We start from the raw sequence: 23353 nt of genomic DNA on the forward strand, positions 1-23353 counted from the left end.
GCCCGCCGGGCAGCACGTTCACGGTTTCGGATTTGTGGTTTTCGAGAGCGGGTAAGGAAAAGTGCTTGCGGTTATCCGCGCCCATCCTGACCCAGTTTATGCGGCCCGGTCAGTTCGTCGCTGTGATCTCCGCGTCGAACCTTTCGAGCAATCGACTTCGTTCTTCCGGCGAGCCGAAGGTGGCGAAGTCGTAGTCCACCATTTTGATCATCGAGATATCGGGTGCGGCGAGCGGCAGGTTCGAGCGGGCGTTGGACGGCACCTGGTTCTGTCCGGAGGCCGCCCCCGTGCCCTGACCCTCCGGGCTCAAGGCGAAATCGACGAAGCTTTTCGCCACCCCCAGATGCCGAGCACCCTTGACGATGCTGACGGCGCCGATCTCGTAGCCGGTGCCCTCGCAGGGCGCGACGATAACGAGCGGCGAGCCCGCCTGCTTCTGCGTGACGGCGTCATGCATGAAGGAAATGCCGATCAGCGTTTCCCCGCGCGCGGCCGCCTTCACGGGGGCGGAGCCGGCGGTCGTGTACTGGTCGATGTTGCGATTGAGCGCTGCCAGGAAGCGGAAGGCTTCGTCTTCGCCGAAGAGCTGAACCAGGGTCGCAAGCGTCGTGAAGGCGGTGCCGGAGGAATTCGGGTTGCCGCTGCGGATGCGGCCGCGATAGGCGTTGTCCGCAAGATCCTTCCAGCAGGTCGGTGCTGGCAGCTTCAGCGCATGCAGAAGATCGGCATTGTAGGCAAAGCCAAGCGCCCCGGCATAGATACCCGCCGAACGGCCGCCGGAAATGGCGAAGAAGTTCTGCGCCCAGGGCAGCATGTCGCGTTCATGCGCCGGCTTGTAGGGTTCGAGCAGGTTCTCGGATCCGGCCTGCAGATGGGTGTCGCCCGTGCCGCCCCACCAGACATCGACGGTCGGCGCGTCTTTCTCGGCCCGCAGCTGGTTGAGGATGTCGCCGGTGCTCTTGCGGGTCATCGAGATTTCGAGGCCGGACTTCGTCTCGAACGCCGTCTTCATCGTCGCGCACCACGCTTCGTCGACACCGCACAGCACGGTGAGTGCCGGCGCCGTCATGCCTGTTGTGGCGGTGCACAGCCACAGGGCCACGCACCCGCCGATAGCGGTGATGCCTCTCACGATGTCCTCCCATTTGGAACGCTGCCGTTCCAATCTCCGCAGTCAGGATGTCGATATTCCCCGCCTGCCGCAATCGGAGAATGGTTACCGTTCTTACAGCCTTGGGCGCTCTCCGCGGTTTCAAAATTACAAAGATTACAAATATGACAAATCACATAATGTGAGCTGCTTTGAACATTGGGACGGCCCCGCCTATGATGGGGGCGGGAGGACGTGCATGCTGAGTGAGAGGATACGGATTCTGATCGTCGAGGACGATCCGGACATGGCGGAGCTTATTTCCGATCTGGTGGAGGCAGAAGGTTGGCTACCCCTGACCGCGCCGTCGGCGGAGGCGGCGGCCAATGTCCTGGCGCGCGAGGCGGTGCATCTCGTGCTTGTCGACCACAACTTGCCGGGCACTTCGGGCCGCACCTTTGCGCAGAGGCTGCGGGCACGCACCAATATCGGCATCGTCATGGTGACGGCGGCAGGCAGTGCTGCGGACCGGGTGCTGGGATTGGAGACGGCGGCGGACGATTATGTCGTCAAGCCGTTCGAGCCGATCGAGTTGACGGCGCGCATCAAGGCCGTCCTACGCCGCACCTATCCCTCGCTCAAGCCGGAGCGGGAAAGCGAGCGTGAGACCGAGCCGGCATCGATGAAGCTCGGCGACTGGTCGATCGATCTCAGGAGCCGCCGGGCGATTTGCCTGAACGATCCTTCGAGGTCGCTGACGAGCGCCGAGTTCGCTCTTCTGGAAATCCTCGCGGAAACACCGAACACGCCCGTCGGCCGCGCGCAGATACTCGACCGCCTCGGCGCCGAAAGCGACCGCTACATCGACCGCAACGTCGATGTGCTCGTGCTCCGGCTCCGGCGCAAGATCGAGCGCAATCCGGACCTGCCGCGCCACATCAAGACGAGACGCGGCAAGGGATACGTGCTCGATACCGACGACGGCGAGTCGAAGCCGTGATCGTTCGCCCTTTTCTTTCGTCGATTGCCTTCCGGCTCCCGTTCGCTATCGCCTTCATCTGCGTGCTCGTCTTCGGCCTTGCGACGGTCGCAGTTTTTGGTCTGCAACGGGCGCGCGACGAGATGGCGGCCTACGGGCTGCAGGCGTTCACCAGCCTTGCCAAGGCCTCGCTCGTGTCGCGCCAGGTTTCCGATCTTGTGTCGAGCGCGCCGTTTCTGATGAACGCCACTTCGCCCTACCGGGTTTCGAGCGAAAGCCGCTCGGTGGTCGCGCAGGTCGATGCGCTGTTGCGCGCCATGGCGCCGCAGAACGGCGATGCGGCGGTCAAAGGTTTTGCCAGCGGGCATATCGTCGAGCTTCTGGAGACCATCCGCACGCAGACGATGACGCTCGCCGGCGACGCGGAATCGGCGCAGCAGCACAAGGCCGAAGCGGCAGCCGCGCTTGGCGAGATCGCGACCGGCAGCGGCATGGCCGATGCCGATTTCCGCCGCCGCCTCAATGGGATTGTGCAATCGGCATCCAACTCCGACAGCCTGTTCCAGCTCGGCGAATTGCGCCGCCGCTATATTGCCGAAACGGTGCCGCGCCTTGAGCATGCGGCGCCGGATATCCGGGTTTCCGCTACCGAACTCGCGCCCTATGAACGGGTCTTCGAAGCGCAGACCCAATATCTCCTGGAGATGTTCGCCATTCGCGCGGCCGTCTCGCGATTGCACACCGTTTCGCGCGACCTCTCGCATGCGACAGAAACACAGAGCGAGGCCGTCGCCCGCGGCCTCAACGACGATCTCGTTTCGACCTCGAATGCTCTGAGCCGCCTGCTCGTCATCGTCGCCGTCGCTGCGCTGCTCGTGCTTGTCATGGCGATCTTCTCCATTCGCTCGGTCATGCGCGTGTCGCGAGGCATCGTGTCGCTGTCCAACGGCATGAACGCTCTTGCGGAGGGGCGCCGGGACGTCGATACGCCGACCTACAAGGGGACGGAGACCGAGCTCGTCCGGCTGCTCGAAGCCTTCAGTGCCTTTCGCGAAAGCGTCGAGCGTGTCTCGCGGCTCCGACGTACGGCCGAGGCCGCCGCACGCACCATCCGCTCTACCTTTCGCAACATGAACGAAGGCATCGCGCTCTTCGATCCCAGCGGCAAACCAATCACGATGAACCGTCGCGTCATGGAGCTCGTCGGCTGGCCGGGCTCGGCACGGAAGCTGCCGCTTCGCAATTTCGTGAGCCCGATGCCCGAGATCGACCCGGCAATGCTGCCCGCCGATCGGGAAACCGGCACGCTCGGCGACCGACTTGTGCTGCGGCATCGCTCCGACGCGGGCCGCGTGACAGAGGTTTCGCTGTCGCGGCAACCCGATCGCGGCATCGTGTTGCTGGCGCGGGACGTGACCGACATGGATCGGCAGGAGGCTGAAGCGGCAAAGGCCCAGCGGCTGGATGGCATCATGCGCATGACGCACCAGGTGAGCCACGAGGTCGGCAACATGATCGGCATCATCACCGGCAGCCTGGGGCTGCTGGAACGGGATACCGGTTTCAACGATCGGCAGAAGCGTCACATCGCCCGCATTCGCAAGGCGGCCGATCGCGGGCGTTCGCTTGCCAGCAGCATGTTGTCCGTTGGCAGCCAGCACCCGATCCAGCCGGGCGCACTCGAGGTCGGCGCGGTGTTGCGTGGCATGGCGGATGTGCTGGAAATCGCCGTCGGGGAAAGATGCCGTCTCGCCTTCGAAATCGCCGACGGCCTGCCCAATGTGCATCTCGATGCCGCCCTCTTCGAGCAGGCGATCCTCAATCTCTGCCTCAATGCCGCCGCCGCGATGCCTCAGGGCGGGACGATCCTGATCCGTGCTGCCAGCATTGACGCCGATGTCGTCGTCGCCGTCGCCGATGAGGGGATCGGCATGTCTCCGGAGGCCGTGGACAAGGCGTTCGAGCCGTATTTCACCACGCGCGACGAGGAGGGCGGTGCCGGTCTCGGGCTCGCCGTCGTCTATGGCTTCGTCCGGCAAAGCGGGGGCGACGCCCGTATCCTCTCCCAACCGGGGAGGGGAACGACCGTCGAGCTGGTCTTTCCGAGCTGAAACGGATGTAGAGCGTCGGCTGCGGGTCTACGGATTTCGCCGCCGCCCGAGCCGTTGGAAGGCGGCATCGATGCGTTCGCCATTGTCGGCGAAGACCGCCCAGAGCCACGTCATCAGCCACAGCATCAACAGCCAGGCGAGCACGACGTCGGAGAGGAAGTGAGCACCAAACACGATCCGGTTGAGCGAGAAGGCGAGGATCAGCGGGATGAGCGCGATGATCGCCAGGCGTCGCCACTGAAGGGGCAGAAGCAGCGCGAGTGCTATGAGGGCAATCGCCGTTGCGGATTCGCCGGACGCGAAGGAACAGCTGCGCGAACAGGCGCTTGAGACTTGCCAGGCGGGCGTGAACGGCAGGGTGCCACCGAAATCCGTGATGTCGTAGGGGCGGGCGCGGCCGATCAGCCGCTTCAGGGCCTGGATGAGCAGCCCGGGGCCCATGGCGTAGTAGGTGAGAAAGAACAGTGCCTTGTGCGGCCGCAGTAATCGGCGGCGCGGTGCAATCGCCTGCATGATTAACAGCGCCAGGACGCAGGGCAGAATGCAGAAGGGCAGGACGCGATTGAAGTCGCGAAGTGCCCTGAGCGCGGGCTCTCGGGAAAGCGGGAAATCACCTGCCGCGGACGCCGCCCAGCGCGAAACGACGAGATCGATACCGGGAAAGGCCATAAAGACAAAAGCCGCGCAAATGGTCAGCGCGCCAGCAACGGCGATGGGCTGATCGTTAACGCGGGCACGGGCTTGCCCAGTCCATTGACGTGGGCTCGCACGCAACCATCGGATGCTGTTTGAAGATACTACTGTGGAGGGAAAGAGGCTGGGCATGCCGGTCGCTCGCAGATTGTCGGTGTGTGCGGGCCGGACATTTGCTCTGCTTTGTCAAGGCTAAGTGGAGGATCAGGGAGAGCTTGACGCGCAGAGCCGGGCGGTTTTTGACTACACCTTTTGGTTGATGGCGGGCGGCGCCACCTATCAGTGTGCCGGACGCCTCGGTGCCGATTGTCAAGAAACAGCGGAGATTTGTCGGGGGCTCTATCCGGAAGGCCAGGTAAAGGGCGGCAGTGCTGTGCGGGCGAATTGCAACTCGAATCTATTCAGCCCATAAGCTGCTGATCACAACATCGGGCCAGGGAGTTGCTTTATGGTCGACAAGGGTCTCATCCTTTTGGCGGAGGACGAGCCGGAGATCGCGCAGATACTCGACGCCTATCTGGTGCGCGATGGTTTCCGGACGGTACGTGCCGCCGATGGCGAGACGGCGCTGACGCATCATGCGGTGCTGTCGCCCGACCTGGTATTGCTCGACGTGCGCATGCCGAAGCTCGACGGCTTCGAAGTCCTCGCCCGGCTTCGACGTGAGGGCAATACACCGGTCATCATGGTCACGGCGCTGGCCGAGGATCTCGACCGGCTGACCGGCCTGCGGCTCGGCGCCGACGACTATGTGGTCAAGCCGTTCAACCCCCAGGAGGTGGTGGCGCGCGTCAACGCGGTGCTCCGGCGCACCCGCAACGGCGCCGGCGCGACGGTGCTCCGCTTCGAGAACGTGGAAGTCGATCTCGATGCCCATGTCGCCTTCGTCGAGAAGAGCGGCCGCCGCCACTCGCTGCCGCTGACGCTCAGCGAATTCCGCATCCTCGCCCACATGATCCGCCGCCCGACGCATGCCTTCGAGCGCGCCGATATCCTCGACGCCTGCCTGCCGGACAGCGATGCGCTGGCCCGAACGGTCGATACCCATATCGCCAATCTCAGGCGCAAGCTCGAGGACCTGGGCGCCAGCGGTCTTTTCAGTGCCGTTCGCGGTGTCGGCTATCGCTTCGTGGAGCCAAGATGAAGATCAGCCTCTCGCGCTTGCCCCTCGGCATTCTCACGGCCCTGGTGACGATCGTCCTGCTCATCATCAGCGTGTTCATCATCTATGCCGGCGTCGACTACATGGAGCCGCGGCTGGAGGCGCGGCTCTTGGAGCGGATGCCGCCGGAAGCGGCTCAGGCCTATACCGATTTCAATTCCGGCAAGCTGCCGAGCCAGGAATCGCTGCAGAAACTGCTTTCGACCATGCCCGAACTCGAGGAGTGGGCAAACTGGGAGGTGGACAAAATCATCCTCGGCTTCGGGGCGACCGCGGTGACCTTTTGCGGTCTCGTCGGCTACTGGCTGGCGCGCAAGATCAGCCGGCCGCTCGAGGTGCTCGCCCAGGCGACGCAGAATCTCAGGGCGGGCGATTTCGCCGTGCGCGTCGGATCGATCCGCAAGGGTGCCAAGGAGGTGGCAACGCTCGTGAAGACCTTCGACGAACTGGCGGCCGAGCTCGAAAACATGGAAAGCCGACTGCGTTTCAACACGATGGCGGTCGCCCACGAGTTGCGCACGCCGCTGACGATCCTTCAGGGCAACCTTCAGGGCATGGCCGACGGCGTCTTTCCTCTCGAACAGGAGAGGATCCAGCAACTCTTGCTCCAGGTGGAGGGGCTTTCCGCCCTGGTCGAGGACTTGCGCACCCTTTCGCTCGCCGCCGGCCAGAAGCTGGTCACCCAGTGTCAATCGGTCGATCTCGCTGCCGAGGCCTCCCAGGTTCTCGGCGCGTCCTGCACCTTGCTGGGCTCCGCCGGAATGTCGGTCGAGACGGCGCTGGAACCGGTCCGGGTCTCGGGAGATTCGCAACGCCTGCGCCAGGCTCTGCTGGCGCTGATCGAGAACGCCACGCGTTACGCAGCCAGTGGCGGGGTATTGCGGTGCGAGACGGGCCGACGCGGCGCTGACGAGGCCTTCATCCGGTTGCTGGATCGCGGTCCAGGACTGCCGGACGATGTCTCGACCCATTCGATCGATCTTTTCTGGCGCGGCGATGCCTCGCGGTCGCGGGCAACGGGAGGCACCGGTCTCGGTCTCTCCGTGGTGCAGGCGATCGCCAAGGCGCATGGCGGGCGGCTGGAATTCGCGTCCCGCGCCGGCGGTGGCGCCGTGATCACGATCGTCCTGCCGCGCGCCATCCCAGCCTAAGGCCCGGCGCCGGCAGTGCCGCTTCCTGGCGCCGAGCGCGGAGGGCGTCAGCTCCTCCGGACGTCGCGCCCGGCCCGCAGGTACCGCGCTCAATTGCCGACCACTTCTCCGCAAATCCTTGACAGTCCACGGGCAAACCGAGGCTGGCCGAATAATCCGGCCGGCAGAGTTTGCTCTCAAGGATTGCACCATGTCCCTGGAAATCAGGCAGGAATACAGCGTCGATCTACGGTTGTCCTCTCAGGATAGTACAACGTTTGGCGGTGAGCCGCTATCGTCTTCCGGACGCTCGGTTTCTGGGCCGGTCGTCAGAGATCGGTCGCAAGCCAAGGTATCGATCCTGGGTCACGTCCTGAAGCTCGGCCTCCGGGTGAGCCTGAAACGCGCCGTCGTCTTTTCGATGCGATTTGTGCGCCACCCCTTGCTTACGGCGCGCTGGATCGCCTTTCTCGGCGAGTTCGGCGAACGCTATCGTCTGGGGCTGCCGCACGACGATCTCGTGCGCAAGTCGATCCCGACCTTCTTCCTGCACGGTGCATCCTCGCCAGAGCGGCTCGAATTGATGCTCAATCATTTCGACGTTGCAAGCGAAGTCCTCTCGCGCCGCTCGCTGATGGCGCTCTGGCGCGGTGGCACGCTGGAGATGGGAACGGTCTCCGGTCGCAGCGAAAACTATCGCATTCAGCTGCAATTGGCGGATCATTGCGGTGCCCGCCACGAAGGCGCCTTCGCAATCCGGCTTCGTCGTCAGAGTGACGAATACACGCTTTGCACGGTCGGTTTCGTCTTCGTCCGCTGTAACGACGATACATACAGCCTTGCGATGGGCGGCATGCAGGGGCCGAAGGGCGAAGACGCGAAACGAGCGCTGATAACGGCAACACGCGATCTTGGCGGTCTGCGCCCCAAGGATGCGGCACTGCTCGTCCTCCAGGGGCTGGTGGCGGAAGGCCACACGGCCTCAATCCATGCGGTTTCGAACGAAAGGCATGTGATCAATCGCCGTCGCCGCAAGCGACGGAAGATGATGATGGCTGATCTCGATGCCTATTGGTGCGATCGTGGTGGGGTGCCGTCCGAGCCCTTCGGTTTCCGTCTTCCCGTTGCCGACGGCAAGGCTGCGCCCGAGGGCAACCGACGCGACCAGAGCAAGCGGGCGTTTCGCGACATCGGCGCCTGGTTCTATTGAACCGGGCGCATTTCGCCCGCGACCCTCGGCTTTTCTTTAGCGGTTGACACAACGTACGGTGGCGCAAGTCGAATCACGGCTGGAGATTGGCCTATGTCGACCGTTGCCTCTGGGAAGAAAAAACCGCTTTTCACCGGAGGCTGCCTCTGCGGAGCGATCCGTTTCGAGGCCAAAGGAGCGCCCCGCAAGCCGCACACGTGTTCATGCATGACGTGCCAGCGCCATTCGGGCGCGCTGACGTTGGCGTGGGTCGAATTCGACAAGGACGTGATTGCGTGGACCGGTCCGGGCGGTACCCCTTCGGTCTACCGCTCGTCCGACTATTCCAGCCGCGCCTTCTGCCCGGCCTGTGGCAGCAGCATTGGGGCGATCGACGATGCACCGGTCGTTGCCTTACTACTCGGCATCTTCGACAAGATGAATTCCGCCGACTTGATCCCGGCCGTTCACAGCTACCGTTCCGCACGGCCCAAGTGGTGGCACGTGGAGGCCGTGAAGCCCGCGACTTGATGAGAAACGGCCAGGCTGCAAGTCGTTGGCGCGCCGGGTAGGCTGCGCCAATTGTTCTAGACCAACCCCTCGGCGGCGGCGGCGATGGCGATGATCCCAAAGGAAATTAGGACCAGGCCGGAGAGGCGCGACACCCAGGCGACGAAGCTGTCCGGCAGCCGTGTTCGGGCAATCGCCACCCCGCCGCTCAAGAAGAACCACCAGCCGAGCGAGCCTAGGAAGACGCCCACGACGACGATGGCGGCGCTCAACGCATCGCCTGCTTCGGCAAGGCCGAGGCCGGCAAAGATCGCAGCGAAGGAGAGGATTGTCGCCGGGCTGGTCATCGTCAGGAAAAAGGTGGCGATGGTCGTGCGGACCAGATCGCGTCCGCCGACGTCGGCCGCGGCCGTCACCGGTTTCGGCCGCAATCCGCTCCAGCCGAGCCAGATCATGAACAGTCCGCCGGCGAGGCCGAGCGGTGTTGCGATCATGGAAAGCACCGCCGCAAAGGCGGCGAAACCGATCGCGGCAAGCGCTGCATAGGTGGCATCGGCGGCGGCTGTTCCCAGCCCACCGGCGACGCCCGCCCAGAAGCCGCGCTCCAGCGTACGGTTGATGCAGAGCGCTCCGATGGGGCCGAGTGGGGCCGCGACCGCGAGACCGACCAGGAGGCTTTTTCCAAACAACAATGTAGACATGGGCATAGGGCTCCGGCCGCGGCATGGCTCAATCCATCCAGATCAAGGATGGAACATGTGCGGCAGTTCAAAAATGTTTCAGCAGTCTTTACGCGTCCGTTCAGGCGCGCGATGCAGTCGTTGCCAGGCTTTCCCGCACGGTCGACAGCGCGATCACCGTTTCGCTTCGCGCCAGGAACCGCTGGCGCTTCAGTTCGGCAAGGAACGGCTCAAGATCGCCGAGCGACGGCATCCGGACCTTGACGCAATAGGACCAGGCGCCAGTGACGTGATGGCATTCGGCCACGGCCGGATGACCGGCCATGAAGGCGCGGAACGCCGCCTCGTCCGCATCGGGCGCCAGGCCGACCCAGACGAAGGCAAGCACGTCGAGGCCAAGCGCGCGATGGTCGACTTCCAGCGTGAAGTTTCGGATCACGCCATTGGCGACGAGCCGACGAATGCGCTCGTTGACGGCGGAGGGCGAAAGCTCCACCGCAGCGCCGATGTCAGTCAGCGACCGCCTCGCATCTTCAGCGAGAATTTCGATGATTTTTCTGTCAATCGCATCCATTGCCAATTAATACGTGGAATTTAGTGGCCTGTACAGATGATTTTGTTGTTTAGAAGTGCTGTTGGCTGAGAAAGCACTGGTCGGGCGGCCTATTCGATGTCCTTTAGTGCATCGAGCGGGCCGGTCAGCGCCGTTCGCGGCTGCACCAGTTCGGGCTGGATGAGGTGGATCCGCGGCTGGGGCCGGGCCTCCTCGATGACGTCGAAGGCTTTGGTGATCATGCCCTCGACGTCCTGGCGGATCATGATGACGGGGAAGGGCAGGAAGGATGCGAAGGGATCGTAATCGTAGCAGCCCACGACGAGGTCGGCGAAGTTCTCGTGCGGATGTCCTGCCATGAAGCGCAGCAGGCCTTCGAAGTTGATCGACGAGTTGACGAAGAGGCCGCGCGGCAGTTTGCCGTGCTTTTCGTAGAAGGCCTCGAAGGCAAGCCTGGCATTGTTCGGCGCATAACCGGTCGGCTGGATGCATTCGTCCGGATCGGCGCCGAGCAGTTCGTTTTTGACGGCGCGGAACCCGCGAATACGCTCTCGGCTGGCATGGTCGTTGCGGCCGCCGAAGAGGTAGAGTTCATGCGGTTCCAGCGGGCCCGTTGCTTGGAAGTGACGGATGATCGCCTCCGTCAGCATCCGTCCGCCCTCGTAGTTGTCGCTGATGACCGAAGGAGCCTTGGTGCCGGGCAGGTCGATGTTGATGTGCTTGAGGCCGGCCGCCTCGCAGACCTCGTGCACGCCATCGGGATCCGTGGCGCCACAGATGAAGAGTTCATCGATCGAATAGGAGATCAGCGTCTCCGCGGTCTTGCGCTCCTCCTTCGGATCGCGGCTGGCGCTGACGACGATTGGGCACTGTCCCTTGCTTCTGACATGCGCCTCGAAGGTTTGCGCCATCGACGAGAAATAGCGGTTGTCGTGGATCGGTAAGAGCAGGCCGATCAGGCCCGAGCGCGAGCTGCGCAAACCACGCGCCTGGCGGTTGGCCGTATACTGATGCGTTTCAGCGAGGTTGCGGATCAGTTCCGCCGTGCTTTCCTTGATCCGGCGCTTCTGCCAGGTGCCGTTCAGGACTGCACTTACGGTTGAGGGTGAACTCCCCGACAACACCGACAGGTCGTAGATCGTCGCTTTCTTTTTGCTGCTGCTGGTCATCGTTTTCTCCCTTGATCGTTTTAGTGCCGATTTCCCCTTGACGAAAGATTAAGTCTGCACAATAGTTCTTGCACCATCGATTGTGCAAACAAGAAATATCGATTGTGCAATTTGTTGGTGCCGTCTGAGGAGGCGGCTGTCAGGGAGGCGAGGAAGCACTTCGCCAGTGATGGTTTGAAACTGGAGGCCGGCGCTTAGATGGCGACCGGGCGCGTTCCTTCTTGGGAACGAGTGGAGGAGAGACATGATCAGGAATATTCTCGTCGCCGCCCTGGCGACATCGATGGCGCTTGCCAGCTCTGCGGCTGCCTTTGCTCAAGATGCCGGCAAGGTCGGCGTCGTAGTCAAGATCGGTGGTATCCCCTGGTTCAACGCCATGGAAGCGGGCATCAAGGAGCGCGGCCAGAAGCTCGGCATCGACGCCTTCATGGTCGGCCCGACCAGCGCCGACCCGGCGCTGCAGGTGCGCGCCATCGAAGACCTCATTGCACAAGGCGTGAAGGTGATCGGCGTGGTGCCGAACGATGCCAAGGTGCTCGAGCCGGTGCTCACTAAGGCCAAGGAAAAAGGCATCATCGTCATCACCCATGAATCGCCGAGCCAGAAGGGTGCCGACTGGGACTTCGAACTGGCATCCTCGACCGGCTTCGGTGAGGCGCATGGCAAGCTGCTTGCCGAGAAGATGGGCAGCAAGGGCGAATATGCCGTCTTCGTCGGCTCGCTGACCGTGCCGTTGCACAATGCCTGGGCCGATGCGGCGATCGCCTACATCAAGAAGAACTATCCGGAGATGATGCTGGTCGGCGACCGCTACGGCGTTGCTGAAGACGTCGATAAGAGCCGGTCGACCGCACTCGACCTGATCTCCGCCCATCCAAACCTGAAAGGCTTCCTCGCCTTCGGCAGCCAGGGTCCGATCGGCGCTGGCCGCGCCGTCGAAGAACGCCGCAAGGTCGGCGAGATCTTCGTGCTCGGTCCCTTCTCACCCGGCCAGGGCCAGAAGCTGGTGAAGTCCGACGCGATTTCAGGCGGCTTCATGTGGAATCCGAAGCAGGCGGGCGAAGTTTTCGTCACCCTTGCCGACAAGTTGATGAAGGGCGAGGAGGTCAAGGACGGCGACGAGATCGAAGGTCTCGGCAAGGTCAAGCCCGACTTCGAGAACCGCAATATCATCGTCGACCAACTGGTGCCGATCAACAAGGAGACGGTCGCGGATCTCGCGGCCATGGGCCTCTGAGGTCCAAAGTTTAAGGGTTCTCCCGGCTGCTGGGCCGGCTCCGGCCGGCCTGGCAAGTCCCTTCAACGGTACAGGAGCGGGCTGAGGAAACGTGTTTGCGGTTTTCCGCCCGCATCCCGCTCCAACTTAACGTGATTTACGGGCACAGACACATGCACCAGCTTGCGACCGCGGGAGGAGGCGAAAGGCCGCTTTTGTCCCTGCGCGACATCAACATGACTTTCGGTGGCGTCCGAGCGCTCAAGAATGTGAGCTTCGACGTGCGCCCGGGCGAAGTTCATTGCCTTGCCGGCGAAAACGGCTGCGGCAAGAGCACGCTGATCAAGATCATCACCGGCGTCTATCGCCCCGCCGATGGCGCTTCGATCGAGTTCGATGGCGAAACCTACTCCCACATGTCGCCGGTGACGGCGCAGGACCGCGGCATCCAGGTGATCTGGCAGGATCTGGCGCTCTTCCCGGAGATGAGCGTTGCCGAGAATATCGCCTTCCAGACGGTGCTCGGTCGCTGGCCGAAGCTTGTCGACTACGGCCGCATGCGCCAGATCGCGAAGGATGCGCTCGCCCGCCTCGGCGTGACGCTCGACGTCGATCTGCCACTCAAGGAATACGCAATCGCCCAGCGCCAGATCGTGGCGATCGCCCGGGCTCTCGTCGGCGAAGCGAAGCTCGTCTTCATGGACGAGCCGACCGCATCGCTGACCCAATCGGAAACCGATCACCTGCTCGATATCGTTCGCGGTCTTTCCGCCTCCGGCGTCGCCGTCGTCTTCGTCAGCCATCGGCTTGCCGAAGTGCTGGAGATCTCAAGCCGGATTACGGTGCTGCGCGATGGCGCACTGGTCGGCGTCTACCCCGCCGCCAGCATGACCCAATCGCGCATCACCGAGCTGATGACCGGCAAGACCTTCGACCAGCAGGTGCGTGCGAAGTCGCGCGATGGGCAGCCGGCCGTGCTCGATGTGAAGGGACTGTCGCGCCCTGGCCAGTTCGAAGATATCTCGCTGACCGTGCGCCGTGGCGAGACACTCGGGATTACCGGGCTGCTTGGTTCCGGGCGCACGGAACTGGCGCTGACGCTCTTCGGTATGCTGAAGCCTGCATCGGGTTCGATTTCGATCGAGGGCAAGCCGATCCGCTTCTCCTCGAACCGCGACGCGATCGAGGCGGGCGTCGCCTATCTCTCGGAGGACCGGCTCTCGCTCGGTCTCATTCAGCCGCAGCCGATCGCCGACAATCTCGTCATCAGCTCGCTCGATAAGGTCCTCTCCGGCGGCCTGCTCTCGGAAGAGCGCAAGCGCAGCCTTGTCGGCCGCTGGATCGCCGATCTCGGCGTCAAGATCGGCCTCCAGCAGGATGCGATCTCGACCCTTTCGGGTGGCAACCAGCAGCGTGTGGCAATCGCCAAGTGGCTGGCAACCGATCCGAAGCTTTTGATCCTCGACGCTCCGACCGTCGGCGTCGACGTTGGCGCGCGCGCCGGCATCTTCGACATCGTCGCCCGATTGGCTGAGAGCGGGCTCGCGATCATCCTGATCTCCGACGAGGTGCCTGAGGTCTATTTCAACGCCGACCGCGTTCTGCACATGGCGCAGGGCCGCATCGTCGGCAGCTATGATCCGCGCACATCTTCGCTCGGTGATATCGAAGGAGCTGTCTATGCCTAGCTTCGTCCGTACCCATGCGACCGAAGTGTCCTTACTGGGCGTCATCATCGCGATCTGCGCCGTTCTATCGGTCACGACGGCCAACTTCTTCTCGCTCGGCAACGCCTTCGACCTGCTCAACATCAGCTCGGTCAACATCATCTTCGCCGTCGGGCTGCTCGTGGTGCTGATTGCCGGCGGCATCGATATTTCCTTCGCCGTCGCAGCGTCCGTGGTGCAGTACGGTACGGCGATCGCGCTCGGCTGGATCGGTGGCGGCGGCTGGGTCTCGGGGCTGTTGATCGCCGGGTCGATCGGCGTCCTGCTTGGTGCCGTCAACGCCTTCCTGATCCACCGCTTCCGGGTGATCTCGATCGTGGCGACGATCTCCACCTTCAACATCTATTTCGGCCTGTTGATGTTCTTCACCAAAGGCGTGTCGATCTATGACCTGCCGGACTGGCTGACGGACCGCGTCGTCCTGTTCGAACGCGAGATGCCTGATGGAACCTGGATCGAGATCACCCTGCCGGTGCTGGTGATGGCGATCTGCGTCATTGCCACCTGGGTACTGATCACCCGCACCACCACCGGCCGCCAACTCTACGCCTTCGGCGACAATCCAGAAGGCGCCCGCCGCTTCGGCATCAACATCGGCGCCATGCAGTTCATCGCCTTCGGCTGGCTTGGCCTGATGGCCGGCATCGGCGGCCTCATCCAGGCTCACTACGCGCAGGAGGTGGTACCGAATGCACTCTATGGTCGCGAACTCGATGTGCTCGCGGCAGTCGTCCTTGGAGGCGCTCGCCTTGGCGGCGGCAAGGGCTCGGTACTCGGCTGCGTGCTCGGCGTGCTCCTGATCTCGATCACGCAGAACGGCCTCAACCTGATGGGCGTCTCGCCTTTCGCCTTCAAGATGATCATCGGCGCCATCATCCTGGTCGCGATCACGCTCTCCAACACCAGCATCGAACGGCTGTTGCCCTTCCTCACCCAGAAGGGGACCGGACGATGAGCGCGGTTGTCGATCGCATAAAGAACCTGCTTGGGCCGGAAATGGCGGGACCAGGACTGGCTTTCCTCGCCGTCATGCTGGTCTTCGGCATTGCCTCGCCGCAGTTCCTCAGTGCCGCCACCTTCGGCTCAGTCGCCTTCCAGCTTCCCGAACTTGGGCTTCTGACGCTCGCCATGCTGCTGCCGATCCTGACTGGCGGCCTCAATCTTGCGATCACGTTTACCGCCAACATCGCCGGGCTGACGCTCGCCTGGGTCCTGCAAGCGAATGGCGGGGTGGATGCGGGTCTCGGCGCCTTCCTGCTCGGTTCGGTTCTGGCGATCCTCGTCGGGGCAGTGAGCGGCGTCGTCATGGGGTTGGTGATCGCCTTTACGCGCGCTCACCCGATCCTTGTTTCGCTGTCGATGATGATCTTCCTGCGCGGCCTCGGCGAGTTCCTGACGCGCGGCGGCGATGTCTCCGGCTTTCCAGCCTTCCTCGGCCCGCTTGGCCATGGCTCGTTCCTCGGGCTGCCGATCCCGCTCATCGCCTTCATCGTCTGCGTGCTCGCCTGGCACGTGCTGCTTTCCCGCACCAAGCTCGGATTCAACACCTACATGATCGGTTCCAACCTCGAGGCGACACGCTATTCCGGCATCAACACGCGCAAGGTGATCGTGCTCGTCTATGCGCTCTCGGGCGCCATGTGTGCGATCGCCGGCATCATCATGCTGGCGCGCTTCAACTCCGTGCGTATCGGCCACGGCGAAAGCTACCTGCTGATCACCGTGCTTGCCTGCTTCCTCGGTGGCGTCAATCCGTTCGGCGGCTTTGGCCGGGTCATTCCCGTCTTCGTCGCGCTGGTTGTGCTCCAGCTTCTTTCCTCCGGCCTCAACCTCATCGGTGCCAACCAGCATCTGGCGACCGCCGTCTGGGGGCTGCTGCTTGCCGGCGTCATGGTGCTGCGCTTCGTGGCCACCAAGTTCAAGATTTCATTTGTCAGAAAGGAAACGTGACCATGCAGGGTTTTGGCGTCCATACGAGCATGTGGACCATGAATTGGGATCGTCCCGGTGCCGAGCGCGCCGTCGCCGCGGCGGTGAAATACGGCGTCGATTTCATCGAGATCCCGATGCTCAATCCGCCGGTGGTCGACACCGCCCACACCAAGGCACTCTTGGTGAAGAACAAGCTGCGCGCCGTCTGCTCGCTTGGTCTGCCCGAGCACGCCTGGGCATCCGTCCGCCCCGATGCGGCGATCGAGCACCTGAAGGTGGCGATCGACAAGACGGCCGATCTTGGCGGCGAGGCGCTGTCAGGCGTCATCTATGGCGGCATCGGCGAGCGTACCGGCGTGCCGCCGACTGAGGCCGAATACGACAACATCGCTCGCGTACTGACGGTAGCCGCCAAGCATGCGAAGACGCGCGGCATCGAGCTCGGCGTCGAGGCGGTCAACCGGTACGAGAACCACCTGATCAACACCGGCTGGCAGGCAGTCGACATGATCAAGCGGGTCGGCGCCGATAACGTCTTCGTCCACCTCGACACCTATCACATGAACATCGAGGAGAAGGGCATCGGCACCGGCATTCTCGATGCGCGCGATTTTATCAAATACATCCATCTCTCCGAGAGCGATCGCGGCACGCCCGGCTACGGCAATTGCGCCTGGGACGAGATCTTCGCGACGCTTGCCGCCATCGGCTTCAAGGGCGGCCTCGCGATGGAGAGCTTCATCAACATGCCGCCGGAGGTGGCCTATGGCCTCGCCGTCTGGCGTCCTGTCGCAAAGGACGAGGAAGAGGTCATGGGCAACGGCCTGCCGTTCCTGCGCAACAAGGCCAAACAATACGGTTTGATCTAAAGCGCCTCCGCGTGCGTTTGGGTTAGGACGGGAGGGTCGCAGCATGTCAGTCGCGGCAGACGAGGAAGCCGGTACGGTGGCCGTGCTCGATGTCGGCAAGACCAATGTGAAGCTGAACGCGGTCACGGTCGATGGCGTCGTCCTGGAAACGCTGAGTGTGGCCAACCCGGTGCTGCCCGGTCCGCCCTGGCGACATCACGATCTCGCAAGCCTCTCCGAATGGATCTTCTCTAACCTTGAAGCGCTTGCCAGCCGTCATCCGCTGCAAACCTTCGTCGCCGCCGGTCATGGCTCTGGCGGCGTCCTCGTCGGCGATGACCCCGATGCGACGGCTGGTGCCGCCCTGCCGATGATCGATTACGAGCAGCCCTTGCCGGAGGCGATCCGGCAAGGCTACGCGCCGCTTGCCGGTTCCTTCTTCGACCGCGGCAGCGCGATGATGCACAGCGCCACCCATCAGGCGCGCCAGCTCTTTTGGATGCAGGAGCACGCGCCGGGTGCTGTCGATGCTGCGTGCTGGTATCTGGGCCTGCCGCAGTATTGGGCGTGGCGCCTGTCGGGCGTTGCGGTATCCGAGGCGAGCTTCCTCGGCGCACAGTCGCATCTCTGGAACGTTGCCGAACGCCGCTTTGCGCCCATTGTTACCACTCGCAGCTGGCAGCGGTTGATGCCGGATTTCGCCGACGCCTGGCAGGTCCTCGGCCCTGTGCGTCCGGAGCTTGCCCGCCGCCACGGGCTGCGGGACGGACTGCGGGTGCTGGCGGGCGGCCACGACAGCAGTCTCAATCACTATCGTTATCACGCGGCCGGCTTGACCGATTTCATCGTCGTTTCGACCGGGACCTGGATCGTCGGCTTTTGCGGCCGCACGGCCCTCGACCGGCTCGACGAGCACCGCGGCATGACGCTGAACAGCGACGTCTTCGGCAAACCGCTCGGCGGCGTGCTCACCATGGGCGGGCGCGAGTTTTCGCACGTGGCGGGCAGCGCACCTCCAGCGGCCCCGGTGCCCGACGATGTCGTGCTCGGCCTGATTGCCAGACGTACCATGGCGCTGCCGTCCTTCGGCGACGACGACGGTCTCTTTCCGGGAAGCGCCGGCCGCGGCCGCATCAACGGGCCACCGCCGGAGACGCCGGTCGAGCGCAAGGCGCTGGCGCTGCTTTACTGTTCCCTGCTGACCACGGAATGCGTCGAGGCGTTGGGGCCGGGGCCGCTGGTCGTGCTCGACGGAAGCTTCCTGCGCGATCCCCTCTATGCCCGCCTCGTTGCGGCGCTCATGCCAAACCGGCGGGTGCGCTTCAATCTCGATGCCTACGGCGTGGCCTCCGGCGCCGCACTGCTTGCAAGCGAAGGCCAGCGCCAGCGTCCGGCTCCGCTCTCGCTCGCCGATCCGGGCGACGTTTCGCATCTTTCGCCAGCTGTCGCCGTCTATGCGTCGCAATGGCGGGCCCGGGCGCGCACCGGGCACAACAACAGTTTCACTCGCGACTTCGAAAGGACATATCGATGACCAAGACAGACACGCTGTCGTTCCGCCGCGAGATGGTGGACATCTGCCGGCGGATGAATTCGAGCGGCATCAACCAGGGCACTGCGGGCAACATTTCGCTGCGCACCGATACGGGTTTCCTGATCACGCCCTCGTCGCTGCCCTATGAGACGATGCAGCCCGAAGATCTTGTCGAGATGGATTTCGACGGCACCTATGTTGGCCTTCGTCCTTCGTCGGAATGGCGCTTCCACCGTGATATCCTGAGGGAACGCACGGATATCAACGTCGTGCTGCATTGCCATTCGGTCTATGCGACGACGCTTGCCTGCCATCACAAGACCATTCCCAGTTTCCACTACATGACCGGCATTGCCGGTGGCACGACGATCCGCTGTGCCGAATATGCGACCTTCGGCACCCAGGCGCTCTCCGACAACGCGCTGGTGGCGCTCAAGGACCGCGTTGCCTGCCTGCTTGGCCAGCACGGCCAGATCTCACTCGGCAAAACGCTCGAATCCGCCCTGTGGCTGGCCATCGAGATCGAGACTCTGTCGCGCATGTATGTCCAGGCGTTGACGCTCGGCGAGCCGCCGGTCCTTCCCGATGACGAGATGGAGCGGGTCATCGCCCAGATGCGTCGCATGAGCTACGGCCAGGCACCGGATGGCGAGGGCGTCAACGACGTCGCCCGCCCCCGTGCTGCAGTTTGAGACATCGTCTGAGACTTGCATGAGCCGCCTTGTTCACCCGGTGCCGCGACGGTATCAGGGAGAGCGAGCGCGGCAGATGCAAGGAGCAAGGCCATGTCGAACGATCACGCGTCCGAGGCTGTTGTCCGCCTGGCATTTCCCGGTTCCATCGTGGTGATGGGTGTATCCGGTACCGGCAAGACCTCGGTCGGTGAGGCTATCGCAGCTGCCTGCGGTTACCGCTTCGTCGAGGGTGATGCGCTGCATCCGGAGGAAAACATCCGCAAGATGTCGGCGGGTATTCCGCTCGCCGATGCGGACCGCTGGCCGTGGCTGAAGGAGATCGGCCGACAGCTCGCGTCGAGTGATGCGCCGGTAGTCGTCTCCTGCTCGGCGCTGAAGCGCAGTTATCGCGATCTGCTGCGCGAGAGCGCCGGCAGGTCCATTGCTTTTGTCTATCTCCACGGCGATCGCGATGTTCTTGTCGGGCGGATGCAGCGCCGAACGGGACATTTCATGCCCGCCTCTCTGCTCGACACGCAGCTCGCGACGCTAGAAGACCCTGTCGGCGAGCCTTTGACCGTAACCGTGGACATCGAGCCTCCGACGCAGGCCGTGATCAATGAGGTGCTCGCTCAGCTTGTGGGACTTGCGAATTGGGGGGGCACCTGAGCGTGGTACGATCCAAAACGGACGTGGCGCGCGAGCGCCCGGTGACCGCCTCACGCACAGGATGCAATCGGTGGGCGCCTCCGGATTTTCATATCGTGCTTGGCTTCGCCCCTCTTTGGAAGGAAATTAGCGGAACGCGGTGCTATCGTCCGACCATGTCGCGGCGTTGATATCATTGCATTCGCCGCGATCCGCGTAGAGGATGGAGCGTTATCGTACGGCCGCTGTGGGAGGAGACCGCGCGGCAGGCACGATGGGAGGATAAACATGTTTCAGGGCGGATTGAGCTTCGCACTTGGCGAGGACATCGACGCATTGCGCGAGAGCGTGCGGCGCTTCGCAATGGACCGCATCGCGCCATTGGCGGATGAAACCGATCGCAACAACGCGTTTCCGATGCAGCTCTGGCGCGAGATGGGCGAACTCGGCCTGCTCGGCATCACCGCTGGCGAGGAGCATGGCGGTGCCGGCATGGGCTATCTCGCCCATTGTGTGGCGATGGAGGAGATCAGCCGCGCGTCGGCCTCGGTCGGCCTCAGCTACGGCGCCCACTCCAATCTTTGCGTCAACCAGATCAACCGCAACGGCAATGACGACCAGAAGGCGCGTTACCTGCCGAAGCTGATCTCCGGCGAATTTGTCGGCGCGCTTGCGATGTCGGAGCCCGGCGCCGGCTCGGACGTCGTCTCGATGACGCTGAGGGCCGACAAGCGCGGTGACCGCTATGTGCTCAACGGCAACAAGATGTGGATCACCAATGGCCCCGACGCCGACGTGCTCGTCGTCTATGCCAAGACCGATCCGGCGGCCGGTCCGCGCGGCATCACCGCATTCCTGGTCGAAAAAGGCTATGCCGGATTTTCCACCGGCCAGAAGCTCGACAAGCTCGGCATGCGCGGTTCCAACACCTGCGAGCTGATCTTTAAAGACTGCGAGGTGCCCGAGGAAAACGTGCTCGGCACCATCGGCGGCGGCGTCCGGGTTTTGATGTCCGGGCTCGACTACGAGCGCGTGGTGCTGTCGGCCGGTCCCCTCGGTATCATGGCCGCTTGCCTTGATGTCGTCGTCCCCTATCTGCATGAGCGCAAGCAGTTCGGCCAGGCGATCGGCGAATTCCAGCTGATGCAGGGCAAGCTCGCGGACATGTATGTGACGGCAAATGCGGCACGCGCCTATGTCTATGCGGTGGCAGCCGCCTGCGATCGTGGCGAGACGACGCGCAAGGATGCGGCGGGTTGCATCCTCTACGCGGCCGAGAAGGCGACGGCGCTCGCGCTCGAGGCGATCCAGGCGCTGGGCGGCAACGGTTATACCAACGACTACCCGGCGGGTCGTCTGCTGCGCGACGCCAAGCTCTACGAGATCGGTGCAGGCACCAGCGAGATCCGCCGCATGCTGATCGGCCGGGAACTGTTCACCGAGACGAGCTAGAGCGGGATGAGACGAAAGCGGCCGAACTCGATCCTATGAGGACCTCATGACCGTTCTGAAATCTCACATCTCACCGTCCTCCGAAACGTTCAGGGCCAATCAGGCGGCCATGGCCGAGGCGATCGTGACGGTCGAGGAGGCTGTGAAGCTTGCGGCCGGCGGCGGCGGCGAAACCGCGCGCGAGCGCCATGTCAGTCGAGGCAAGCTTCTGCCGCGCGACCGGGTGGCCAATCTCATCGATCCCGCAACGCCGTTCCTCGAAGTCGGCATGACGGCCGCGCACGGCATGTACAATGGCGATGCGCCGGCGGCCGGACTGATCACCGGCATCGGCCGGGTGTCGGGCCGCGAATGCATGATCGTCTGCAACGATCCGACGGTCAAAGGCGGTACCTACTATCCGCTGACGGTGAAGAAGCACCTGCGCGCGCAGGAGATCGCCGCGGAAAACCATCTGCCTTGCATCTATCTCGTTGACTCCGGCGGCGCCAATCTGCCGAACCAGGACGAGGTTTTCCCGGACAGGGATCACTTCGGCCGGATCTTCTACAACCAGGCCAACATGTCGGCTGCCGGCATTCCACAGATCGCTGTGGTGATGGGATCGTGCACAGCCGGCGGCGCCTACGTGCCGGCGATGTCCGACGAAACGATCATCGTCGAGGGCCAGGGTACGATCTTTCTCGCCGGCCCGCCGCTCGTCAGGGCGGCGACCGGCGAGGTGGTCTCGGCGGAGGATCTCGGCGGCGCCGATGTGCATACCCGCCTTTCCGGCGTGGCCGATCACTTGGCGCGTGACGACGCCCACGCGCTGGCGCTGGCGCGTCGGGCTGTCGCCGCGCTCAACCGGCACAAGCCGCTGTCGGTCGAACTCACGGCATCTGAACCGCCGCTCTACGATCCGCACGAAATTGCCGGCATCGTGCCTTCCGATCTGCGCACGCCCTACGATATCCGCGAGGTCATCGCCCGCGTCGTCGACGGCTCCCGTTTCGACGAGTTCAAGGCGCGCTACGGTACGACGCTCGTCTGCGGCTTCGCCCATGTCCATGGCATTCCGGTCGGCATCATCGCCAACAACGGCGTGCTGTTCTCCGAATCCGCACTGAAGGGCGCGCATTTCGTCGAGCTCTGTGCCCAGCGCAAAATTCCGCTCGTGTTCCTGCAGAACATCACCGGCTTCATGGTCGGGCGGAAGTACGAGACGGAAGGCATAGCCAAGCACGGCGCCAAGCTGGTGACGGCGGTGGCGACGGCGCGGGTACCGAAGGTGACCATGCTCGTCGGCGGCTCCTTCGGCGCGGGCAATTACGGCATGTGCGGCCGCGCCTTTTCGCCGCGCTTCCTCTGGACTTGGCCGAACAGCCGTATCTCTGTCATGGGCGGCGAACAGGCGGCCGGTGTGTTGACGACGGTGCGCAGCGAGGCGCTGAAGCGGGCGGGCACGCCCTGGAGCGAAGAGGAGGAGGCGCGTTTCCGCCAGCCGATCCTCGATCTCTTCGAGCGCCAGAGCCATCCGCTCTATGCCTCGGCAAGACTTTGGGACGACGGTGTCGTCGATCCGCGCAAGACGCGCGATGTGCTGGGCCTGTCGCTTTCGGCAGCGCTCAACGCGCCGATCGAAGACACGCGCTTCGGCCTCTTCAGGATGTAGGGATGAGCTGATGAAGCGCGAGAACATCAACGCCAAGAATGCACCTCAACCGCGCGGCGGCTATTCGCAGGCCGTGCGCCTTGAAGATTTCGAGCGCCTGCTCTTTGTCAGCGGCCAGGTGCCGCTGACGGCCGAAGACGCATTGCCGGAGGGTTTCGAGGCGCAGGCGCGCCAGGTCTGGGCGAACATTGACGCCCAGCTGACGGCGGCGGGTATGACGAAGTCCGACATCGTCAAGGTGACGGTCCTGCTTGCCGACCGCCAGTACACCATGGCCAACCGTGCTGCCCGCCAGGAATATCTGGGCGCGCTCGCACCCGCCATGACCGTGGCGATCGCCGGCATTTTCGATGCCGGCTGGTTGCTCGAAATCGATGTGATCGCTGCGCGATAGGGGCCGAG

At 63.6% G+C, this 23353-nt stretch carries 22 protein-coding genes; 17 read left to right on the top strand and 5 right to left on the bottom strand.

The window, feature by feature from the left end:
* Positions 1-109 precede the first annotated feature (109 nt).
* On the bottom strand, positions 110-1132 hold the full coding sequence (locus ASE60_RS31430) for an ABC transporter substrate-binding protein (protein ID WP_244495744.1): 1023 nt from the start codon (positions 1130-1132) through the stop codon (positions 110-112).
* A 217-nt stretch (positions 1133-1349) separates the two neighbouring features.
* On the opposite strand from ASE60_RS31430, the gene ASE60_RS31435 reads away from it, so the two are divergent.
* Both ASE60_RS31435 and ASE60_RS31440 read left to right on the top strand, forming a co-directional pair.
* Entirely contained in the window at positions 1350-2090 is a 741-nt protein-coding gene (locus ASE60_RS31435; RefSeq protein WP_057255502.1) for a response regulator transcription factor, read from the top strand.
* Entirely contained in the window at positions 2087-4180 is a 2094-nt protein-coding gene (locus ASE60_RS31440) for an ATP-binding protein (protein ID WP_057255503.1), read from the top strand. The genes ASE60_RS31435 and ASE60_RS31440 overlap by 4 nt, the downstream gene beginning before the upstream one ends.
* 27 nt (positions 4181-4207) lie before the next feature.
* Here the strand turns inward: ASE60_RS31440 and ASE60_RS31445 are convergent, their stop codons facing one another.
* Positions 4208-4849, bottom strand: coding sequence for a phosphatase PAP2 family protein (locus tag ASE60_RS31445; RefSeq protein ID WP_057255504.1), 642 nt, complete (start codon positions 4847-4849; stop codon positions 4208-4210).
* A gap of 472 nt (positions 4850-5321) precedes the next feature.
* On the opposite strand from ASE60_RS31445, the gene ASE60_RS31450 reads away from it, so the two are divergent.
* From ASE60_RS31450 to ASE60_RS31465, 4 genes are all read left to right on the top strand, one after another.
* Positions 5322-6017, top strand: coding sequence for a response regulator (locus ASE60_RS31450; RefSeq protein WP_057255505.1), 696 nt, complete (start codon positions 5322-5324; stop codon positions 6015-6017).
* Positions 6014-7186 carry an ATP-binding protein gene (locus ASE60_RS31455; RefSeq protein WP_057255506.1) on the top strand — a complete coding sequence of 391 codons (1173 nt, stop codon included), beginning with the start codon at positions 6014-6016 and terminating at the stop codon, positions 7184-7186. The genes ASE60_RS31450 and ASE60_RS31455 overlap by 4 nt, the downstream gene beginning before the upstream one ends.
* 190 nt (positions 7187-7376) lie before the next feature.
* Positions 7377-8375, top strand: coding sequence for a DUF535 family protein (locus ASE60_RS31460; RefSeq protein ID WP_082616268.1), 999 nt, complete (start codon positions 7377-7379; stop codon positions 8373-8375).
* 93 nt (positions 8376-8468) lie between these two features.
* Complete coding sequence (locus tag ASE60_RS31465) at positions 8469-8885, top strand: GFA family protein (RefSeq protein ID WP_057255507.1); 417 nt, start codon at positions 8469-8471, stop codon at positions 8883-8885.
* 56 nt (positions 8886-8941) lie between these two features.
* Here ASE60_RS31465 and ASE60_RS31470 read toward each other — a convergent pair whose 3' ends face one another.
* The 3 genes from ASE60_RS31470 to ASE60_RS31480 form a co-directional block, all read right to left on the bottom strand.
* On the bottom strand, positions 8942-9565 hold the full coding sequence (locus tag ASE60_RS31470; protein ID WP_057255508.1) for a LysE family transporter: 624 nt from the start codon (positions 9563-9565) through the stop codon (positions 8942-8944).
* A gap of 100 nt (positions 9566-9665) precedes the next feature.
* Complete coding sequence (locus tag ASE60_RS31475) at positions 9666-10118, bottom strand: Lrp/AsnC family transcriptional regulator (protein ID WP_057255509.1); 453 nt, start codon at positions 10116-10118, stop codon at positions 9666-9668.
* Between the two features lie 89 nt (positions 10119-10207).
* Complete coding sequence (locus ASE60_RS31480; RefSeq protein WP_057255510.1) at positions 10208-11266, bottom strand: LacI family DNA-binding transcriptional regulator; 1059 nt, start codon at positions 11264-11266, stop codon at positions 10208-10210.
* Between the two features lie 244 nt (positions 11267-11510).
* Here ASE60_RS31480 and ASE60_RS31485 point away from each other — a divergent pair, with 244 nt between their 5' ends.
* The 11 genes from ASE60_RS31485 to ASE60_RS31535 all read left to right on the top strand — a co-directional run bounded on the left by ASE60_RS31485 (position 11511) and on the right by ASE60_RS31535 (position 23345).
* Entirely contained in the window at positions 11511-12503 is a 993-nt protein-coding gene (locus ASE60_RS31485) for an autoinducer 2 ABC transporter substrate-binding protein (protein ID WP_156414758.1), read from the top strand.
* A gap of 152 nt (positions 12504-12655) precedes the next feature.
* Positions 12656-14170 carry a sugar ABC transporter ATP-binding protein gene (locus ASE60_RS31490; RefSeq protein WP_057255511.1) on the top strand — a complete coding sequence of 505 codons (1515 nt, stop codon included), beginning with the start codon at positions 12656-12658 and terminating at the stop codon, positions 14168-14170.
* On the top strand, positions 14163-15164 hold the full coding sequence (locus tag ASE60_RS31495; RefSeq protein ID WP_057255512.1) for an ABC transporter permease: 1002 nt from the start codon (positions 14163-14165) through the stop codon (positions 15162-15164). Before ASE60_RS31490 ends, ASE60_RS31495 begins: the two co-directional genes overlap by 8 nt.
* Entirely contained in the window at positions 15161-16159 is a 999-nt protein-coding gene (locus ASE60_RS31500) for an ABC transporter permease (RefSeq protein ID WP_057255513.1), read from the top strand. The genes ASE60_RS31495 and ASE60_RS31500 overlap by 4 nt, the downstream gene beginning before the upstream one ends.
* A 2-nt stretch (positions 16160-16161) precedes the next feature.
* The gene (locus ASE60_RS31505; RefSeq protein WP_057255514.1) at positions 16162-17010 is read left to right on the top strand and encodes a sugar phosphate isomerase/epimerase; all 849 of its coding nucleotides are present in this window, start codon (positions 16162-16164) and stop codon (positions 17008-17010) included.
* Between the two features lie 43 nt (positions 17011-17053).
* A complete protein-coding gene (locus ASE60_RS31510; protein ID WP_057255515.1) occupies positions 17054-18523 on the top strand; it encodes an FGGY family carbohydrate kinase in 1470 nt (489 codons plus the stop codon).
* Entirely contained in the window at positions 18520-19215 is a 696-nt protein-coding gene (locus ASE60_RS31515) for a class II aldolase/adducin family protein (RefSeq protein ID WP_057255516.1), read from the top strand. Before ASE60_RS31510 ends, ASE60_RS31515 begins: the two co-directional genes overlap by 4 nt.
* Positions 19216-19308: 93 nt before the next feature.
* Positions 19309-19866, top strand: a complete 558-nt coding sequence (locus ASE60_RS31520; RefSeq protein WP_057255517.1) for a gluconokinase — start codon at positions 19309-19311, stop codon at positions 19864-19866.
* Positions 19867-20133: 267 nt separating this feature from the next.
* On the top strand, positions 20134-21297 hold the full coding sequence (locus ASE60_RS31525; protein WP_057255518.1) for an isovaleryl-CoA dehydrogenase: 1164 nt from the start codon (positions 20134-20136) through the stop codon (positions 21295-21297).
* A 46-nt stretch (positions 21298-21343) separates the two neighbouring features.
* Positions 21344-22951, top strand: coding sequence for a carboxyl transferase domain-containing protein (locus ASE60_RS31530; RefSeq protein ID WP_057255519.1), 1608 nt, complete (start codon positions 21344-21346; stop codon positions 22949-22951).
* 10 nt (positions 22952-22961) lie between these two features.
* Complete coding sequence (locus ASE60_RS31535; RefSeq protein WP_057255520.1) at positions 22962-23345, top strand: RidA family protein; 384 nt, start codon at positions 22962-22964, stop codon at positions 23343-23345.
* The last annotated feature ends 8 nt before the right edge of the window (positions 23346-23353 follow it).

The organism is Ensifer sp. Root278 (assembly GCF_001429285.1).
Lineage (GTDB): Bacteria > Pseudomonadota > Alphaproteobacteria > Rhizobiales > Rhizobiaceae > Ensifer.

Bases quoted from the DNA above. Each gene is read 5' to 3' on its own strand.
- ASE60_RS31435 (WP_057255502.1), top strand. From the start codon at position 1,350: ATGCTGAGTGAGAGGATACGGATTCTGATCGTCGAGGACGATCCGGAC.
- ASE60_RS31445 (WP_057255504.1), bottom strand. From the start codon at position 4,849: ATGGCCTTTCCCGGTATCGATCTCGTCGTTTCGCGCTGGGCGGCGTCC.
- ASE60_RS31450 (WP_057255505.1), top strand. From the start codon at position 5,322: ATGGTCGACAAGGGTCTCATCCTTTTGGCGGAGGACGAGCCGGAGATC.
- ASE60_RS31455 (WP_057255506.1), top strand. From the start codon at position 6,014: ATGAAGATCAGCCTCTCGCGCTTGCCCCTCGGCATTCTCACGGCCCTG.
- ASE60_RS31460 (WP_082616268.1), top strand. From the start codon at position 7,377: ATGTCCCTGGAAATCAGGCAGGAATACAGCGTCGATCTACGGTTGTCC.
- ASE60_RS31465 (WP_057255507.1), top strand. From the start codon at position 8,469: ATGTCGACCGTTGCCTCTGGGAAGAAAAAACCGCTTTTCACCGGAGGC.
- ASE60_RS31470 (WP_057255508.1), bottom strand. From the start codon at position 9,565: ATGTCTACATTGTTGTTTGGAAAAAGCCTCCTGGTCGGTCTCGCGGTC.
- ASE60_RS31475 (WP_057255509.1), bottom strand. From the start codon at position 10,118: ATGGATGCGATTGACAGAAAAATCATCGAAATTCTCGCTGAAGATGCG.
- ASE60_RS31480 (WP_057255510.1), bottom strand. From the start codon at position 11,266: ATGACCAGCAGCAGCAAAAAGAAAGCGACGATCTACGACCTGTCGGTG.
- ASE60_RS31485 (WP_156414758.1), top strand. From the start codon at position 11,511: ATGATCAGGAATATTCTCGTCGCCGCCCTGGCGACATCGATGGCGCTT.
- ASE60_RS31490 (WP_057255511.1), top strand. From the start codon at position 12,656: ATGCACCAGCTTGCGACCGCGGGAGGAGGCGAAAGGCCGCTTTTGTCC.
- ASE60_RS31495 (WP_057255512.1), top strand. From the start codon at position 14,163: ATGCCTAGCTTCGTCCGTACCCATGCGACCGAAGTGTCCTTACTGGGC.
- ASE60_RS31500 (WP_057255513.1), top strand. From the start codon at position 15,161: ATGAGCGCGGTTGTCGATCGCATAAAGAACCTGCTTGGGCCGGAAATG.
- ASE60_RS31505 (WP_057255514.1), top strand. From the start codon at position 16,162: ATGCAGGGTTTTGGCGTCCATACGAGCATGTGGACCATGAATTGGGAT.
- ASE60_RS31510 (WP_057255515.1), top strand. From the start codon at position 17,054: ATGTCAGTCGCGGCAGACGAGGAAGCCGGTACGGTGGCCGTGCTCGAT.
- ASE60_RS31515 (WP_057255516.1), top strand. From the start codon at position 18,520: ATGACCAAGACAGACACGCTGTCGTTCCGCCGCGAGATGGTGGACATC.
- ASE60_RS31520 (WP_057255517.1), top strand. From the start codon at position 19,309: ATGTCGAACGATCACGCGTCCGAGGCTGTTGTCCGCCTGGCATTTCCC.
- ASE60_RS31525 (WP_057255518.1), top strand. From the start codon at position 20,134: ATGTTTCAGGGCGGATTGAGCTTCGCACTTGGCGAGGACATCGACGCA.
- ASE60_RS31530 (WP_057255519.1), top strand. From the start codon at position 21,344: ATGACCGTTCTGAAATCTCACATCTCACCGTCCTCCGAAACGTTCAGG.
- ASE60_RS31535 (WP_057255520.1), top strand. From the start codon at position 22,962: ATGAAGCGCGAGAACATCAACGCCAAGAATGCACCTCAACCGCGCGGC.